Genomic DNA, 18,003 nt, shown 5'->3' with positions numbered 1-18,003 from the left:
ATGGGATACGTTGCAGTTAAAGGTGGTACAAAAGCCATTGAGGAGTCAATAAACAGATTAAAATATGAAAGATTAAAAGAGGGTAAAGTAGCTAACGTGAAAAATATTCTTTCAGGAATGAGAGGTATGATAGATCAAGTTATGTCCGAGGCAAGTATTTATTCCAGAGAATTAGCAGCATTAGCAATAAAGCAATCAGAAGGAAATATAGAAGAAGCAGTATTTTTACTTAGAGCCTATAGATCAACTTTACCAAGAAAGCATTATACAAGAACAGTTGAATCAAGTGATATGTGGGTAGAAAGAAGAATATCAGCTTCTTTTAAAGATATACTAGGTGGCCAAATACTAGGGGCTACTTACGATTATACCCATAGATTATTAGATTTTGATTTATTAGATGAAACAGAGGAAGAATCAGAAAAGTGGATTAGTGCCTTTAATAATAAAGTCAGTGAAAGGAGAAATGAAGGGCCATCATTAAGAGAGTTACCTAAGGTACTTGATTATTTAAGGAAAGAAGGGTTAATTAAAGATTTTCAAGATAATAATGAAGAGCCATCAGATATAACAAAAAAGAGTTTGGAATTCCCAACAAAGAGAAGCGAAAGATTACAAAGTTTAACTAGAGGACAAACAGGAGGAATTAATTCATTAGCTTATTCTGCATTAAGATCCTGTGGTATAGATCATCCAACGGTAGGTGAGCTTAGAGTTGGTAAACTACCTTTATATGTAGCAGATCCTATTAGTGAAAATAGTGAGATAGAAGGAGATTATTATATAGGTGCAATAAGGGTAACAGAGGTGGAATCCTTTATACCAACATCAGTTCAAAATGATAAAGGTGAAAGTGAAAAGGTCTTTGAGATAGGTTATGGAATATGTTATGGCCAAAATGAAACAAAAGCTATAGCAATGAGTATTCTTGATCAATGTTTAGAGAAGAAGGATAAAAAATATCCAACTGGAGATGAGGAGTTTGTTCTTTACAACATAGATTCAGTAGAGTCTACAGGATTTTTATCACATTTAAAGTTACCTCATTACGTAACATTCCAATCAGAATTAGATAGTATACGTAAAACTCATAAAGGAGAAGAAGCTTATGAAGGCTAATTATAATTTTGCATTTTTTGATGAGGGTTCAAAAAGAGAAATAAGAAGAGCTACTTTAAAGGCAATAGCAATACCTGGATACCAAGTTCCATTTGCATCAAGGGAAATGCCAATTGGAAGGGGATGGGGAACTGGAGGTTTGCAATTAACCCTTTCATTAATAGGAAAGAAAGATAAGTTAAAGGTTATTGATCAAGGAGCAGATGAATCTCTAAATGCAGTAAACATAAAGAAATTAGTTGGAAAAACCACTGGAGTTGAAACAACAGATAGAACTGAAAATGCTACTTTAATTCAATCAAGACACAGAATTCCAGAAGTACCTTTAAAAGAAGGGCAGATTTTAGTACTTCAAGTTCCAACGCCAGAGCCATTAAGAAGGGTAGAACCTAGTGAGTATATAACAAAGAGGCTTCATGGAGATAAAGAATATAGTGGAGCATGGTTAATATTGCTTGAGCAAATTATTAAGTATGATGAAATGTCCACAGGAGCTGATCATCCTGTAATGGTGAATAATAGATATGTTATGGCACCAAGTCCAATTCCTAGATTTGATAATTCAAAGATGGATTCAGCAGAGGCATTAATTTTATTGGGAGCAGGGAGAGAAAAGAAGGTATATGCTGTCCCTCCATATACTAAGGTAGTTTCATTAGCTTTTGAAGATTACCCTTTTAGAATAGAGAATTTTGATGATAAATTCTGTAGATTATGTGGAAAAACAGGAGTCTATATGGATGAACTTGTGGATGAAACTACAGGAGAAACTTACTATCAATGTAATGATACTAGTAATTGTCTTACTACATTAAATGAGAAAAGGTAGGGATGAAGTATGAAGAATTTTGAAAAACCTATTTTAGAGGTGAAAAATCTAAGAAAGCAATTTGGAGATGGCTGCGAATACTGTGGAAACCTTGAAGAGGATAGATTAGAAAAAAATTATTGTCCTAAATGTGGTACAGTTTATGCCTGTCAGAATATTTCATTTAAGGTATATGAAGGGGAAATACTAGGAGTAGTAGGGGAAAGTGGTAGTGGAAAATCTACCATGATGCAATGTTTATATTTTGATAAGGATGTAACTAGAGGTGAAGGATATATAAGAAACTTTGCTGATGGTAATAAGAATATTTTCAATGTATCATCTCAGAAAAAAAGAAATATTAGAAATAATCTTTTAGGTAAGGTATATCAAAATCCAATGTTAGGACTAAAGATGGATTTTTCTTGTATTGGTAATATAGCTGAAAAATTAATAGCAGCAGGAAATAGAAATGTATCCTTTATGGAACAAAGGGCAAGAGAATTATTAAGCCATGTTAATATTCCTATATTTAGAATGAAAGAAGCCCCTAAAAACTTTTCAGGTGGGATGCAACAAAGGGTTCAGATTGCTAAGGCTTTATCTAATAATCCACCTATATTGCTTTTAGATGAAGTAACGACAGGATTGGATTTATCTGTACAAGCTAATGTACTGGATTTAATAAAAAAACTTCAACGAGAATTAGGTATAAGTATGGTTGTAGTTTCTCATGACTTAGGAGTAATAAGGATGTTAGCAGATAGAACAGTTGTCATGCTAAATGGAAAAATAGTAGAAGAAGGGTTAACTGATCAAATATTAGAGGATCCTCAACATGAATATACCCAGCAATTAGTGCAATCACTGCTATAAGGAGGCAACTTATGTATTTATTGATAAATGGAAAGATTGTTACAGAAGAAAGAATCTTAGAGGGATATGAGCTCTTCATAGAAGGGGATTCTATAAAAAGAATTGAGAAGTCAGGTGAATTAGAGAGAGATGGCATAGAGGTGGTAGATGTAGATGGAGCTTATATATCACCAGGATTCATAGATATACATGCTGATTATATTGAGAATATGTCAGCACCAAGACCTACTAGTATGATGGATTTTGATTTGAGTATAAGGGAAGCCGAAAAGGTGTTGATTAATACAGGAATAACAACTATGTTTCATTCACTATCTTTATATGGTAAGGATCTATTTGAGACTAAGCCTATAAGAAGGAGTGAAAATGTAGATAAGCTTATAGCTGTTATAAGTAGATCACATAATGAGAAACACTTAATAAGACATAGATTTCATGCAAGGTTTGAAATAGATAATTTAAATGGAGTAGATCAATTAAGGAAATATATAAAAGAGGGAAAAGTACATCTTTTATCCTTTATGGATCATACACCAGGACAAGGACAGTATAGAGATATTGAAATGTATAGAAAGACATTAAAAGGTTATAGATATGTAACTGATAATGAGATAGATAATATAGTTAGAAATAGCCAAGAAAAAGAAAAGCTAACAGTAGAAATGATAGAAAGTATAGCTGAACTAGCAAGGGAAAATAATATTGCAATTGCATCTCATGATGATGATAGTGAGGAGAAAATTAATTTTATAAAAACCTTAGGTGCTAGTATAAGTGAATTTCCTATTACGATGGAAGTGGCAAAGAAGGCTAGAAAAGAGGGATTACTTACAGTTGCAGGGGCTCCTAATGTACTCTTAGGTGGATCACATTCAGGGAATCTTTCAGCAGCAGAGGCAGTATTAGAAGATGAAGTTGATATTTTATGTAGTGATTATTATCCAGCAGCAATGCTTCATTCTATATTTATCCTTAATGAGAAATATAATAGAGATTTATGTGAAATGTTTAAACTTGTGACAATTAATCCAGCAAAGGCAGTTAATATAGATAATTATCTTGGGTCAATTAAAGAAGGCAAGAAGGCAGATTTATTAGTAATAGAAAAATTAGATAACAACATACCAGTGATAACTTCAGTATTTGTTGATGGGAAGCTTATTTCGAAAACAAATTATAGGATTTAGGAGGAAGAATTATATGGATGAAATATTAAAAATAAAAGATTTATCAAAAACCTTCACCCTTCATACTCTTAATAAGCATATCATTGCTTCAAAGGATATCAACATGGCTCTTAAAGAAGGAGAGTTTATAGGAATAACAGGAAAAAGTGGTAGTGGTAAATCCACAATACTTAAATGTTTATATAGAACCTATTTGCCTGAAGAAGGGGATATTTGGTACATGTCTAATAAATTTGGACTAATAAATTTATCAACTGCATCTGAAAGGGAAATAATTTATTTAAGAAAATATGAAATAGGATATGTATCACAATTTTTAAATGTAATGCCAAGGACTACAGCAAGAGAATTAATTGAGCAAGCAGTTCTTGAAATGGGACATAGTGAAGAGGTAGCGGAAAAAGAAGCAGAAAATATGCTTATACATTTTGAACTAGGGAAAGATCTTTGGGATAGCTATCCTAATAATTTTTCAGGGGGAGAAAAGCTTAGATTAAATATAGCAAGAGCAATGGTAAAACATCCAAGATTACTTTTACTTGATGAGCCAACTGCAAGTCTAGATAATGCTTCAAAGATTAAGGTTAGGGAGCTTATAGAACAACTAAAGTCAGAAGGAACAACAATGATTGGAATATTTCATGATATTGAGTTTATGGAAGGGCTCTGTGATAAAACATATAACATGGAAGCAGGAAAGTTTGTATAGGGGGGGCTATTATGAAAGGAGATTTACATGTTCATACAAATATATCAGATAGTTCTTACAATTCTGAAGAAACATTAAATATGGCTAAAGAAAATGGAGTTACTCACATTGGAATAGTAAACCATGACACAGTAAAAGGATTGAAAGAGATTGTAGACCTAGGGATTGAAAAAGGAATAAAGGTAATACCAGGGGTTGAGATATCAGCATATGACTTTATACATAATAGAAAGGTTCATTTGTTAGGATATAATTTTAATCTTGAAGGCACCAATATAAGGGGAATATGTGAACCCTTATTAGAAAAAAGAAATGCTAATAGTATATGGCAGATAAATACTTTGTTAAAAGATGGTTATGAGATAGATATTGATTATATAGCTAAGAAGAGCAAAAATAGTGGAGTTATATATAAACAGCATATAATGGATGCACTTATAGATAAACATTACACAGATAAAATATATTCAGATTTATATAGAAGGTTATTTAAAAATGCTGGTATATGTGCCAATGACATAGAGTATATAGATATCTTTAAAGCTTTAGATGCCATAAAAAGAGATGGAGGCATAGCTATAATAGCCCATCCAGGTCAGTTAAATTCCTATGATATTATTCCAGAGTTAGTTTCTAGGGGCTTGGATGGGGTGGAAATATATCACCATAGTCATAGTGAAGAAGATATCAGGAGGATAAGGGTTATAGGAGAAAGATATGGATTAATCCTAACTGGAGGCACTGATTATCATGGAAATTATGGAGATAGTGATTTGAGAATAGGTGATATTGAATCTCCAGGTGAATTTTTACAAGTATTCTAACAAAATCAAAACACTAGTTAACATGACTATAATATTGAATTAACTTAAGATAGATACAATTAATTTGTAAATAAAGGAAACAATACAACTTGATTTTGGGAGGAGAATATTAATGAAAAGAGTACTTATGTTGGTAATGAGTTGCTTAGTTGGAGTAACTATGTTAACAGGGCTTGTAGGTTGTTCAGGAGAGAAATCTAATAAGGCAGATTCGAAAACTATAACAATGGTTTGGTATCCAAATGAGTCAGGAGGAGATCTTGAAGAAGCACGTAATGAAGTAGGTAAGGTTGTTGAAAAAGCAACAGGTAAGAAGGTAGAACATAAATTAACAACTGACTATTCAGTAGCAATTGAAGCTCTAGCAAATGATACAGCTGCTCTTGGATTTATGGGAGCTCAAGGATATGTTGAAACAAATAATAAAAATAAAAAAGTATTACCATTAGTTGTTCCAACTGGTAAGTCTGGAACATTAGAAGATGCAGTTTATTATAGTTGGCTTGCAGTACCAAAGAATAAAGCAGATGAGTATAAAAAAGATGGACAGTATGTTAAGGATAATATTCAAGGAAAGAAAATATCATTTGTATCAAATAGCTCAACATCAGGATTTAAGGTTCCAACAGCATCAATAGTATCTTATTTTTCAAAGCAAGATAAGTGGAAAGACTTAAAGGTTGATGATTTAATGCAAGGTGGAAGTGACAAGTTCTTTTCAGAAGTTTTATATGGTGGGTCTCATCAGGGTGCTGCTGTAAATGTAGTAACAGGGAAATCAGATGTAGCAGCTTTCTGTGATACAGTTTTAATTAATTATGTAGAAGCAGTTAGTGGAAAATTTAATGAAGTAGGTACAACTTATAGAGTTAAGTCAGATGCAGCAGAACCATTTAATACAAGCATAGGAAAAGAGTTTACTGCAATATCAAGTGAGCCAGTTTTAAACTCACCAATAGTTATAAATACAAAGGTAGTAAGTGAAGAAGACCAAAAGAAATTAATAGAAGCATTTACCTCTGAGGAAGTTACTAAAAATGAAAAGATATTTGTTCCGAAGGGAGCAACATTTAAAGGATTTTTCCCTAAAGAGGGTCAAGAAAAATTCTCAAAGGTTGAAGATTCATGGTTTGAACCAGTTAGAGCATTGTCAAAATAAATTATATAGAAGGAGTTAACAGACATATGGAATTGCTAAAAGTAAATGATCTTAGTAAAGAATATAGAGGTGGAACAAGAGCTTTAACAGATGTTAACTTCTCAGTAGAAGAAGGAGAGTTTATTTCTATAATAGGACCATCTGGAGCAGGGAAATCTACTCTTCTTAGGTGTATTAATAAAATGATTGATACTACTGAGGGGAAGGTTATTTTTGATAATACAGATGTTGGAAGTGTTAAAAAAAAGGGTCTAAGAGAGTTAAGAACAAAGATTGGAATGATATTTCAACATTATAACCTGGTAAATAGATTAAGTGTTATAGAAAATGTTCTTCATGGAAGATTAGGATATAAATCAACTATACAAGGAGTCATTGGAATCTACACTGAAGAAGAGAAGAAACAAGCTTTTCATATTCTTTCAATGTTAGGATTAGAAGATCAAGCTTATAAGAGATGTGATCAGTTAAGTGGAGGACAAAAGCAAAGAGTAGGAATTGCAAGAGCTTTAATTCAGAACCCTAAGCTTGTTTTATGTGATGAGCCTATAGCTTCTCTTGATCCGAATGCTTCTAAAATAATTATGGATCATTTAAAGATGATAAACAAAGAAATGGGAATTACATGTATTTTGAATTTACATCAAGTTGATGTAGCTATGAAATACTCAGATAGAATTATTGGAATTAATGGAGGTAAGGCTGTATTTAATGGAAAGCCTTCAGAACTAACTGAAGAAAAGATCCATGAGATATATGGTTCAGATTATGGTAGCCTTATCACAGACTAGGGGTGAGAAAATGAAAATAGAAGCTTTAATAAAAAGAAATAGGATAATAACCCTAGCAATTATTGCTATTACCTTTATAGCAATAGTATCTGCACAATTAACAAAATTTGATTCTATTAAAGGTTTATCATCAGTACCTAAGGCAATCATGTGGATGTTTACTCAGTTTATACCTAATGAAGAGGCATTAACAAAGTTTCCAGATATACTATCAAAGTTAGTTGAAACAATATTATTATCAATTGCAGCTACAACAATAGGTGCTATATTTGCTTTATTCTTCGGTATAATGGGATCTAAAGTAAGTAAATCAAGGGGATTAGTAAGTGGTTTTAGTAGATTAGTTGCCTCATGTTCGAGAAATGTGCCAGATGCAGTATGGGCAATGATTTTTCTCTTATCTTTTGGACAAAACATTTTAACCGGATATTTTGCATTGTTTTTTGTATCCTTTGGAGTACTAACAAGGGCATTTATAGAAACAATAGATGAATCAAGTGATAGTGCTGTTGAAGGGTTAGAAGCAACAGGAGCTTCATATTTTCAAATTATATTTCAAGCTATAATACCATCAAGTCTTACACAGATGATCAGTTGGATACTGTATATGATTGAAACAAATATTAGAAGCTCAACATTAATAGGAATATTGACAGGTACAGGTATTGGATTTATTTTTGATCTGTACTACAAGAGTATGAATTACTCGGTAGCAAGTTTAGTTGTAATAGCTATAATAATTTCTGTATTTATAATTGAGTTTACTTCTAATTATCTCAGGAGGATGATATTATGATGGAAGCTATACCAAAGTCCTTAGATGTTTATGTTAGAAAAGACATATCTGGAAGGATAAAAATTAAATCAAAAGATCCATCACAAATGTACGTTAAAATTACTCTTGGAAGCTTAATAGTTCTAACCATATTAGGATTTCTTACATTTGACTATAAGGGAATAGATATAATCAAAGCTTTAGGAGAGACAATGGTTAATGTTAAAACCATGTTTTTAGAAGCTAGTTTAACTCATTTTTCTTTTAATGATGCTTTAAGTCAGATAGGTGTAACAATATCATTAGCCTTCTTAACAACATTAATTGGAGGGATTATAGCATTAGTACTGGGGGTGTTTGCTGCTAGAAATTTATCTAATCAAATTGTATCTAATGTTATAAAAGGAGTAGTAGCATTTATACGTGCAGTTCCTACAGTACTTTGGGTATTAATTTTTGCAGTAAGTGCAGGTCTAGGAAGTGAAGCAGCAATAATTGGTATGACCTTTCATACAGTAGGGTATTTAATAAAAGCTTATTCAGAGGCTTTTGAAGAAATTGATGAAGGTACAATAGAGGCACTTAAAGCTAGTGGAGCAAGCTGGTGGCAGATAGTTTTCCAAGCAGTACTACCATCATCAATGACATATATTATGGCTTGGACATTTATGAGATTTGAGATTAATTTTACAAATGGAGTAGCAATGGGAGCAGCAGCTGGAGCAGGGGGAATAGGGTTTGAGTTGTTTATGGCGAGTAATTTCTATTTTAATGTAAGAGAGGTTGGATTCATAACAATTGGAATATTAGTTTGTGCTATTTTATTAGAGACTTTTTCAACACAGGTTAAAAATAAATATCTAAAATAATATTTAAATGTAAATAAGTAGAATGAATAATTAGGGTTAACCTTCTTATTCATTCTACTTATTTTACTTTTTTATTTATTCCCTTTGCTATCTAAAAATAGGTAAAATTAAATTAGTGTAGCAAACAATCTAAATAATCTAAGTCCTGTCTACTTTCATTTATTTGACAAGTAAGGGATTTTATTTGCTTTTCTAAATTTAGAAGTAGGACTTTTTCAGTTTTGCTTATGCAACCAGAGTTACATATAGTCTGTGCAAGGAAAATTAGATTAGCTCTTGTTTCAGCTAAGGTAACCTTCATATCACATAAATCATTATCTAATTTCTTTATAGTTGCATCTACTGGGTCAACATTACAACATTGTTGTGGCTGTTGATCTTTGCATTGGCAATTAGATATTGAGTCAGTGAAATTATCCTCATCATTACAACAGCTATAAATATTTGTTTCCATTTGTATCCTCCTTTAGTTTAGAGTTATTGTCTACACTCTATACTATGATAGGAATGGCATGGAGGTTATAAGTTTTTTTGTTATAAGTATGAAAGGAATGTTATTCATTAATATATATATAAGGATTTATAGAGTACCCCTATGGAAAAACGTACTGAATAAATTGATCAGTACGTTTTTAGATACTAAATCAATTTAGAATTAACAGATTTCATTATCTAAAGATTGAGCACACTTTCTACTTTTTGCAATGCTACAATCAAGAGAATTCAAAGACTTTTCGATAGAGATAAGAAGTTGCTTTTCTTCAGCAAAAATACCACCACAGATACACATAACTCTTACTAAGTTTATTAGGTTAGCACGTGCAGCTGCTATATCAGCCTTCATATCACATAATTCATTATTAATACAATCTATATCATTACAAACTGAATTAGAGCAAGTAGATTCTTTGCATTCACATTGATTATCATTAAAATTGCAACACTCATAAATATTTTCCATTAGTAAAACCTCCTAAATACTTTAAGAACAATTAATAATATATACTATGTTAGTTATTGAATATCTGTTACATATTAAAATAAGGTAACCAAATAAATTAATTATTTATTTAAGCAATAGTAGTAAGATGTAATGATGAAAAACACAAATGATATTATATGAAGTTAAAAAAACAATATAGTACTAATAAACATAAAAATAGGTACTAATATGTTATTTCAATAAAATGTAACAACTACAATTACCCAATAATAGTAAAGAATTTACCCCATTTTAGTTAGTTGTTTGTCCATTTTTAACAAGATATAATGGTATTAGCAGAAATTTGATTGAGGTGAAACAGATGAAAGTGGAAAAAAGCATACTTAAATTTTCAGCAATTGGTGCTTTATTTTTCGCTGTACTTGGAATAGCATGGGGTGTAATGATAAAATCAAGCATGATTATGTTTGATGGATTATATTCATTAATAAGTTTATTTTTATCCATATTAGCAATATATATAACTAGTTATATAGAAAAAAGTGATTTTGAAAAATTCCCATTTGGTAAAGGAATACTAGAACCTATAACGGTGGCATTTAAATCAATAGTTTTAATTGTAATGTGTAGTATTACATTTACTAATGCATTTAAAGAGGTATTAGCAGGTGGTAATCCTGTAGATACAAGTTTGGCCTTAGGGTATTCGATAGTATCAACTGTTGGATGTGCATTCATATACTGGTTTATGTATAAAAAGGGTAAAAGGTTATCTTCGGATATACTAAAGGCAGAAAGTAATCAATGGCTTATGGATACAGTTTTAAGTGCAGCAGTTCTTGTAGGATTTATAATTTCATTTATATTAGGAATGACTTCTATGGCAAATTTAACAAGGTATGTAGACCCAGTGATGGTAATATTAACATCGGGATTATTTATTAGGGTTCCTTTAGTTACTTTAGTTAACAGCCTTAAGGAAATAGCTAATGGAAATGCGGATAAAGAAATTAATGATAAAATATATACTATAGTTAAGGATATAGAAGAGGAATATAACTTCGAAGATTCTTACACAAGAGTAAGTAAAATCGGAAGAGAATTAAGAATAGAAATAGATTTTGTCTTTAATGATGATTCAAATTTAAATGAGCTTGAAGAGATGGATAGAGTTAGAGAACAGGTTTACAGGAATATGACAAATATAAAACTAAAAAAATGGTTAAATGTAAACTTTACTGGAGATAAAAAGTGGGCTCTTTAATAGTCTATAGACAAAATAAATAATAACTGATAGGATAAAAGAGTAAATTAAATAGGCGATGGAGTTCGCCATTAAACGCTAAAAGCTAATGACTCCTACAAAATAATGGTAGTAATATCTTTATTTTGTAGGATTTTTTTATGTTTAAAATAATTAAATTTTGGAGGATTTTATGGCATTAAGTTTAGCAATAATAATTATACTGGGACTAATTTTAAATAAGGTTTTTGAAAAATTAAGACTTCCAGGAATTTTAGGAATGTTATTTTTGGGGGTAATTATAGGACCTTATGTACTTAATTTAATTAATCAAGATATTCTAAAAATATCACCAGACTTAAGGAAGATAGCTCTAATAGTTATATTATTAAGGGCAGGACTTGGTATTAAAAAAGATACATTAAAGGAGATAGGGCCTACAGCTCTAAAGATGAGTTGTATACCTTGTATATGTGAGGGATTTGCTATAGCAGCAGTAGGAAAGGTTATATTAGGAATTTCCTTTATAGAAGCTGGGATGTTAGGTTTCATAATAGCAGCAGTATCACCTGCAGTTGTAGTACCTCAAATGTTAGGATTCATTAATAGAGGAAAAGGAAGTAATAAAGGTATACCAACAATAATTTTAGCAGCGGCCTCTATAGATGATGTTTTTGCTATAACAATTTTTTCAACATTCTTAGGTTTTTACGGAGGAGAGAATATTAATATTACTGGAAAGTTACTTGGAATACCAATATCAATAATTATAGGATTAGTAGCAGGGGGGATTATAGGGATAGCACTTACTACTATATTTAAAAAATATCATATAAGAGATACAAAGAAGACCTTAATGATTTTAGCGGTGGCAATAATACTTACAGGAATCGAGGATATTTTAAAAGATATAATACCTATGGCAAGTCTTCTAGGAGTTATGACTATAGGATTTGTATTGTTAGATAAATATCCAAAGGTAGCAAATAGATTATCTGAAAGGTTTAATAAGGTTTGGGTATTTGCAGAGATAATATTATTTGTTCTAGTGGGAGCAGAAGTTAATATAAATGTTGTATTACATTCAGGTTTACTTGGATTACTTGTTTTAATATTAGGTTTGATAGCAAGATCAATAGGAGTTTTTATATCATTGATTGGAACAAATTTAAATCTAAAGGAAAGATTATTTTGCATTGTAGCATTTTTACCCAAAGCAACTGTTCAAGCAGCCATGGGTGCAGTACCACTAGCAGCAGGTGTTGCATCTGGTGAATTAATATTAGCTATAGCAGTACTAGCAATAGCTGTAACTGCACCATTAGGAGCCTTGGGAATTAAGTACACAGGAGAAAAGTGGCTTAAGAGTAATTAGCTAGGCTGTTTCCTTTATCAATTTAACATAGCTTTTACAGGGGGATAACACTATTATTAAGTGTTATTAACAATGGATAGTTAAAATATAGTTGTGTGTTAAATATAGATAAAGGGGATGGGAAAATGAAGGGTAGAAAAATACTAACAATGCTTTTAGCTACATGCATAATTTCAACAATAGGTGGGATTAGTGGTAATGTACAAGCGAACACCAATACATCAATAGAAAGTATAAGGAAGGTAAATGCCACATTCTATGGGGATACAACCTCAAGTAAGGGATTTACTTGGTATACAGCAAAGGAATTTGGTAATAGTAACTTACAAATAGTAGAGAAAGTAGGGGGGAATCCCGACTTCACAAAGGCAAAAAAATTTACTGGAAGAAGCTCAGTGCCAACAAATTCAAAATCAGAACTTCTTCATAAGGTAGAAGCAACTGGACTAAAGGAAGATACTAATTATTTTTATAGAGTTGGAGATGAGGAGAAGAATAATTGGAGTGAAGTAGGAACCTTTAAGACAGCACCGAAGGGTGGAGCGTTTACATTCATAAATATAGCGGACACCCAAGCAAAGACTGAGGAGGAAGCAGATTTATCAGGTCAAACAATTAGAAAGGCATTCAATACTGTTAAAAATGCTGAATTTATTTCATTAAATGGAGACTTGGTAGATAGTGGTAATAAAGAGGAACAATGGGATTGGTTATTTGCTCACTCACAAAGCAATCTATTAAATACTACATTTGCACCAGTAGCAGGAAATCACGAAAAGCAGAAAAATTCATTTATTGATCATTTTAATTTAAATACTCCCCAAGGCTCAGATACAACTACAGGGGCATATTATTCATATGATTATTCTAATGCTCATTTTATAGTTTTAAATAACAACGAGAATTCAGATGAATATGCAAATTTTACTACAGGCCAAATTGAATGGATGAAGAAGGATGTTAAAGCAGCTAAAGAAAAGGGTGCTAAATGGATTGTTGTAAATATGCATAAAGGGCCATATACAACATCTAATCACTCAACTGACTCAGATATAATGGGTGAAAATGGAGTAAGGAACAAGGTAGCGCCAATTATGGAGGAGCTTGGAATAGACTTAGTCTTGCAAGGACATGATCATATATATTCTCGTACTAAGGCATTAAAAAATGGAAAAGTAACAGAGGAATCAAAGATAACAGAAATTGTTAATGGGCAAAGTGTTGAATACTCAGTAAAGCCTAATGGAACTATATATGTAACGCCAAATACAGCGGGACCAAAGGTATATTATAAGAATAAGGAGATAGATAAATCATACTATGATTTATTTGATAGAGCAGATGAACATCATGCAGCAATATATGGTCCAGACCCAAGTGATGCATCTAGACCTGTTCGTTCACAAATTCAAAATTTTATGGGAATAACTATTAATGGAGATAAGTTAACTGCAACAGCTTATGAGATAGATCAAAGTAAGAATAATGCAGAGCCTTATATTGTAGATAATTTTGGGATATCAAAATTAGAAGAAGCGTCCCAAGTAACACCAAAGGAGGAGAAGCCAGCAGTGGAGACAATTAGTACTGTAATAGAAAAGAAATCGCCAAAGACTGGAGATAATAATATGTTATCAATAATAATACTTATGGCTTCATCAACTATATTAGCAATACTAACTTTAAAGAAAAAGGTTAGAAAAGCTTAAAATATATTTGATAATAGGGTATGCCTATATAATAGACACTAGTAACAAATGTGTTTATTGTATAGGCTTTTTTCTGTTATAAATACTAGGAATTTGATTGATAATATAAGGGAGTGAAATTTAATTTCAAAAAAATATAAAATTAAATTTTATTTTTTTCAAATAATACTTGAAATTAAATTTTAAAAGTGATATTATGAAATCGTAGACAGAGAGAACTTACTTAAAGGAGTTGAGAATATGGCAGAAATAAATTTGAATAAGTTAGTGACGGAAAGTGTCAATAAGAAAACATTAAATATAGATGCTATAGAGACTATAGATATGGTAAAGATGATAAATGAGGAAGATAAGTTAGTTCCCCTAGCTGTAGAAAAAGAATTACCTCATATAGCAAAAGCCATAGACAAGATTGCAGAAAGGTTAAAAAGAGGCGGTAGACTTCTATATATAGGAGCTGGTACTTCAGGAAGACTTGGAATATTAGACGCCTCTGAATGCCCACCAACATATGGTGTATCTGAAAATTTGGTTCAAGGAATTATTGCTGGAGGATATGAAGCAATTTTCAGAGCTAAAGAAGGAGCGGAGGATTCTAAAGAACTAGCAGTAAAAGATTTACAAGAAAAAAATATATGTTGTGATGATGTTGTGGTTGGATTAGCTGCATCAGGGAGAACACCATATGTAATTGGTGGTTTAGAGTATGCAAATGAAGTAAAAGCACTAACAATATCAGTAACTTGTAATGGTGAATCAGAATTATCGAAGGTATCTCAGATATCAATTGCACCAATAGTTGGACCAGAAGTTATAACAGGATCAACTAGAATGAAAGCAGGAACAGCCCAGAAGCTAGTTCTGAATATGCTATCAACTGGCGCAATGATAAAGTTAGGAAAAGTATATGGAAATCTTATGATTGATGTAAGAGCTACTAATGAAAAACTAGTTGAAAGATCAAAGAGAATTATACAATCATGTACAGATTGTTCAAGAGAAGTAGCAGAAGAATATTTTGAAAAAAGTAATAGAGACGTAAAAATAGCAATATTTATGATTCTTACAAGCATAGGTAGAGAAGAGAGCATTGCTATATTAAATGAGAATGAAGGAAGAATAACTAAAGCACTTGAGGCTTTAGAGGGATAGAGGAGAAGTAAAATGGCTAAATTAGATATGGATGTAATTATTTTTGAAATTATCAGTCATGGTGGAACAGCAAAGGGAATGGCTTATGAGGCATTACAAGCTGCTGAAAAGGGAGACTTTGAAGAAGCAGATAGATTATTAAAGGAAGCTGATAAAGAACTTTTAGAGGCACACCATATTCAAACAAGTATTATTCAAGCAGAAGCTGCAGGGGATAAAACTGAGGTGTCAGTATTATTTGTTCATGCACAAGATCATTTAATGACTGCTATTGAAGCAAAGACATTAATTGAATGCATGATAAGGTTATATAAGAGACTGGACAATAAGTAGAAAATTATTAGAAAATGTAATAATCAAAGGGGGCATCAATTTATGGCAAAAGTGATTAATAAAAAAAAGTTGGTAGCTAAGACTGATTATGATATTCCAATGTTTAGTGTGAAGAGTGCTATGATTATTATTTTAGCAGGAACTATATCAAGTTTATTTGTTCCCTTTATATTGGGCTTTATTGGAATAGATAGAAATATATCTATAGTTATAGGTAATGCATTGATTTTAGGATTTGCATTATCCTATACAAGATTCTTTGTAGAAACTAAAAGAGGTTTTTGTAAAAAATTCTGGAATACTTACGCAGGATTTGGAGTTGCTTTTGGAGTGATATCATTCTTTTGGATGTATCTACAGACATATATTTAAAATAATATTTCATATAATTAACATAATTATATGAAATATTATTGCAAAAGTTAAGAAAAAGGTGTATTATAAAAATATAGTAATAAAAAATTTACATTAAAAGAAAACGTTTAGGAGGAAGAATTTATGAAGGTATTATTTGTTTGTTCACAAGGTATGTCAAGTGCTATAGCAGTAAATGCACTTAAAAAAGAAGCAGAAAAGAATGGTATAGATATGGAAGTGTTAGCAGTTAGCACTCAAGAGTTTGAAACAGAAGTTAAGGCAGGATATGATGTAGCGATGGTAGCTCCACAAATTAGACATCGTTTTGAATATCTAAAGGAGTTTGCTGCAGAAGCAAATGTTCCATGTGCCCTAATTCAACCACAGGCTTATAGTCCATTAGGTGGGCCTAAGTTATTAAAACAAGTTAAGGAAACAATGGAAGGGTAAAACAGCTAGTCATTATATCTTAATATATAAATAATAAACGAGGGGGAAAAAAATGTTAGATAAGTTTACTAAATTTTTAGATGAAAAACTTTCAACGCCAATGGCTAAGTTAGCCGAACAAAGACACTTACGTGCAGTTCGTGACGGTATTATTGCAACATTACCACTTATTATTGTAGGATCATTTTTCCTGATTATTGCATTTCCACCATTACCAGAAAGCTGGGGAATAACAGCTTACTTAAAGGCTAATGCTAGTACAATACTTTTACCATATCGTATGACAATGTATATAATGACCATGTATGCGACCTGGGGTATCGGTTATAGTTTAGCCAAATCCTATAAGTTAGATGGAGTTACCGGTGGAGTTTTAGCTTCTATGGCATTCATGCTAACTTTAGTACCTCAAGTAATTGAAGGTTTCGGATTTATGATGCCTATGGCTAACATGGGTGGAGGCGGAATGTTCGTTGGTATTATAGTTTCTATAATCGCTGTAGAAGTTCTAAGATTTACTACAGTAAAGAATATTAGAATTAGAATGCCAGAACAAGTTCCACCATCAGTTGCTAGATCCTTTGAAGCATTAACACCAACTGCCATAGTTATATTCTTAATAGGTTCAATAACTTACTTCTTAGGATTTGACTGGCATAGTGCAGTATCAAAGGCGGTAGCGCCATTAGTATCAGCAACAGATACATTACCATCAGTTCTTATACTAGTATTATTAGTTACATTCTTCTGGTCATTTGGTATTCATGGAGTATCAATTGTAGGATCATTAGCTAGACCATTATGGTTACAAATATTAGATGCTAACACTGCAGCTCAAGCAGCTGGAGAAGCATTACCAGGAATCGCAGCAGAACCTTTCTTCCAATGGTTTATATGGATAGGTGGTTCAGGATGTACTATAGGATTAGTAATATTATTAGCTACAATTACTAAATCTTCTTATGGAAGAACTTTAGGAAAAGCAACATTAGTACCAGGTATATTTAACATAAATGAACCAGTAATATTTGGAGCACCAATAGTTTTAAATCCAACACTAATAATACCATTTATTATTGCACCAATGGTTACTGCAACAGTAGCATGGTTTGCAACAACAATGGGATTAGTTAACGCAGTAGTTGTTACAGCACCATGGACATTACCAGGACCAATAGGAGCATTTTTAGCTACAGGAGGAGACTGGAGAGCTTCCGTATTAAATATAGTATGTATAATTATAGCTATAGTTATCTACTATCCATTTGTTAAGATGTACGATAATAAGTTATTACAAGAAGAGCAAGTGGAAGCTTAAGATATT

At 31.8% G+C, this 18,003-nt stretch carries 20 protein-coding genes and 1 riboswitch; of the genes, 18 read left to right on the top strand and 2 right to left on the bottom strand.

The window, feature by feature from the left end:
* From ACSYT2_RS17290 to ACSYT2_RS17245, 10 genes are all read left to right on the top strand, one after another.
* Window positions 1–1,119: a carbon-phosphorus lyase complex subunit PhnI gene (locus tag ACSYT2_RS17290; protein ID WP_430856986.1), complete on the top strand. Its 1,119-nt coding sequence runs from the start codon at window positions 1–3 to the stop codon at window positions 1,117–1,119.
* Window positions 1,109–1,948, top strand: coding sequence for an alpha-D-ribose 1-methylphosphonate 5-phosphate C-P-lyase PhnJ (locus tag ACSYT2_RS17285; protein ID WP_438385284.1), 840 nt, complete (start codon window positions 1,109–1,111; stop codon window positions 1,946–1,948). The genes ACSYT2_RS17290 and ACSYT2_RS17285 overlap by 11 nt, the downstream gene beginning before the upstream one ends.
* Window positions 1,949–1,957: 9 nt before the next feature.
* A complete protein-coding gene (locus tag ACSYT2_RS17280) occupies window positions 1,958–2,803 on the top strand; it encodes an ATP-binding cassette domain-containing protein (protein ID WP_438385283.1) in 846 nt (281 codons plus the stop codon).
* Between the two features lie 11 nt (window positions 2,804–2,814).
* A complete protein-coding gene (gene phnM / locus ACSYT2_RS17275) occupies window positions 2,815–3,990 on the top strand; it encodes a phosphonate metabolism protein PhnM (protein ID WP_438385282.1) in 1,176 nt (391 codons plus the stop codon).
* Window positions 3,991–4,003: 13 nt separating this feature from the next.
* The gene (gene phnL / locus ACSYT2_RS17270) at window positions 4,004–4,699 is read left to right on the top strand and encodes a phosphonate C-P lyase system protein PhnL (protein ID WP_438385281.1); all 696 of its coding nucleotides are present in this window, start codon (window positions 4,004–4,006) and stop codon (window positions 4,697–4,699) included.
* An 11-nt stretch (window positions 4,700–4,710) separates the two neighbouring features.
* Window positions 4,711–5,523, top strand: a complete 813-nt coding sequence (locus ACSYT2_RS17265) for a PHP domain-containing protein (protein WP_438385280.1) — start codon at window positions 4,711–4,713, stop codon at window positions 5,521–5,523.
* 112 nt (window positions 5,524–5,635) lie between these two features.
* Window positions 5,636–6,682 carry a PhnD/SsuA/transferrin family substrate-binding protein gene (locus ACSYT2_RS17260; protein ID WP_430856980.1) on the top strand — a complete coding sequence of 349 codons (1,047 nt, stop codon included), beginning with the start codon at window positions 5,636–5,638 and terminating at the stop codon, window positions 6,680–6,682.
* A gap of 26 nt (window positions 6,683–6,708) precedes the next feature.
* Window positions 6,709–7,473, top strand: a complete 765-nt coding sequence (gene phnC, locus ACSYT2_RS17255; RefSeq protein ID WP_430856979.1) for a phosphonate ABC transporter ATP-binding protein — start codon at window positions 6,709–6,711, stop codon at window positions 7,471–7,473.
* Between the two features lie 10 nt (window positions 7,474–7,483).
* Complete coding sequence (gene phnE / locus ACSYT2_RS17250) at window positions 7,484–8,269, top strand: phosphonate ABC transporter, permease protein PhnE (RefSeq protein WP_430856978.1); 786 nt, start codon at window positions 7,484–7,486, stop codon at window positions 8,267–8,269.
* Window positions 8,266–9,117 (top strand): PhnE/PtxC family ABC transporter permease, encoded by an 852-nt coding sequence (locus ACSYT2_RS17245; RefSeq protein WP_430856977.1) that lies wholly within the window; start codon window positions 8,266–8,268, stop codon window positions 9,115–9,117. The genes phnE and ACSYT2_RS17245 overlap by 4 nt, the downstream gene beginning before the upstream one ends.
* A gap of 112 nt (window positions 9,118–9,229) precedes the next feature.
* On the opposite strand, the gene ACSYT2_RS17240 is transcribed toward ACSYT2_RS17245, so the two are convergent.
* Window positions 9,230–9,571: a hypothetical protein gene (locus ACSYT2_RS17240; protein ID WP_438385279.1), complete on the bottom strand. Its 342-nt coding sequence runs from the start codon at window positions 9,569–9,571 to the stop codon at window positions 9,230–9,232.
* A gap of 201 nt (window positions 9,572–9,772) precedes the next feature.
* A complete protein-coding gene (locus ACSYT2_RS17235) occupies window positions 9,773–10,078 on the bottom strand; it encodes a hypothetical protein (RefSeq protein ID WP_430856975.1) in 306 nt (101 codons plus the stop codon).
* Window positions 10,079–10,421: 343 nt separating this feature from the next.
* On the opposite strand from ACSYT2_RS17235, the gene ACSYT2_RS17230 reads away from it, so the two are divergent.
* The 8 genes from ACSYT2_RS17230 to ACSYT2_RS17195 all read left to right on the top strand — a co-directional run bounded on the left by ACSYT2_RS17230 (window position 10,422) and on the right by ACSYT2_RS17195 (window position 17,997).
* Window positions 10,422–11,324 carry a cation diffusion facilitator family transporter gene (locus ACSYT2_RS17230; RefSeq protein ID WP_430856974.1) on the top strand — a complete coding sequence of 301 codons (903 nt, stop codon included), beginning with the start codon at window positions 10,422–10,424 and terminating at the stop codon, window positions 11,322–11,324.
* A 45-nt stretch (window positions 11,325–11,369) separates the two neighbouring features.
* Window positions 11,370–11,429: riboswitch (Fluoride riboswitch) on the top strand.
* A 67-nt stretch (window positions 11,430–11,496) separates the two neighbouring features.
* Window positions 11,497–12,678 carry a cation:proton antiporter gene (locus ACSYT2_RS17225; RefSeq protein ID WP_438385278.1) on the top strand — a complete coding sequence of 394 codons (1,182 nt, stop codon included), beginning with the start codon at window positions 11,497–11,499 and terminating at the stop codon, window positions 12,676–12,678.
* A gap of 125 nt (window positions 12,679–12,803) precedes the next feature.
* Entirely contained in the window at window positions 12,804–14,387 is a 1,584-nt protein-coding gene (locus tag ACSYT2_RS17220) for a metallophosphoesterase (RefSeq protein ID WP_438385277.1), read from the top strand.
* Between the two features lie 240 nt (window positions 14,388–14,627).
* Window positions 14,628–15,539, top strand: a complete 912-nt coding sequence (gene murQ, locus ACSYT2_RS17215; RefSeq protein WP_430856971.1) for an N-acetylmuramic acid 6-phosphate etherase — start codon at window positions 14,628–14,630, stop codon at window positions 15,537–15,539.
* A 12-nt stretch (window positions 15,540–15,551) separates the two neighbouring features.
* Window positions 15,552–15,872: a PTS lactose/cellobiose transporter subunit IIA gene (locus ACSYT2_RS17210; RefSeq protein ID WP_430856970.1), complete on the top strand. Its 321-nt coding sequence runs from the start codon at window positions 15,552–15,554 to the stop codon at window positions 15,870–15,872.
* Between the two features lie 42 nt (window positions 15,873–15,914).
* Window positions 15,915–16,244 (top strand): hypothetical protein, encoded by a 330-nt coding sequence (locus ACSYT2_RS17205; RefSeq protein ID WP_430856969.1) that lies wholly within the window; start codon window positions 15,915–15,917, stop codon window positions 16,242–16,244.
* A gap of 126 nt (window positions 16,245–16,370) precedes the next feature.
* Window positions 16,371–16,679, top strand: a complete 309-nt coding sequence (locus ACSYT2_RS17200; RefSeq protein ID WP_430856968.1) for a PTS sugar transporter subunit IIB — start codon at window positions 16,371–16,373, stop codon at window positions 16,677–16,679.
* A gap of 52 nt (window positions 16,680–16,731) precedes the next feature.
* On the top strand, window positions 16,732–17,997 hold the full coding sequence (locus ACSYT2_RS17195) for a PTS sugar transporter subunit IIC (RefSeq protein ID WP_430856967.1): 1,266 nt from the start codon (window positions 16,732–16,734) through the stop codon (window positions 17,995–17,997).
* Window positions 17,998–18,003: the final 6 nt, after the last annotated feature.

It is taken from the genome of Clostridium zhoujianii (genome assembly GCF_051590805.1).
Classification (GTDB): domain Bacteria; phylum Bacillota; class Clostridia; order Clostridiales; family Clostridiaceae; genus Clostridium.
The sequence above is the reverse complement of the archived record's forward strand: the minus strand, read 5'-3'. Positions and strand labels throughout refer to the sequence as shown.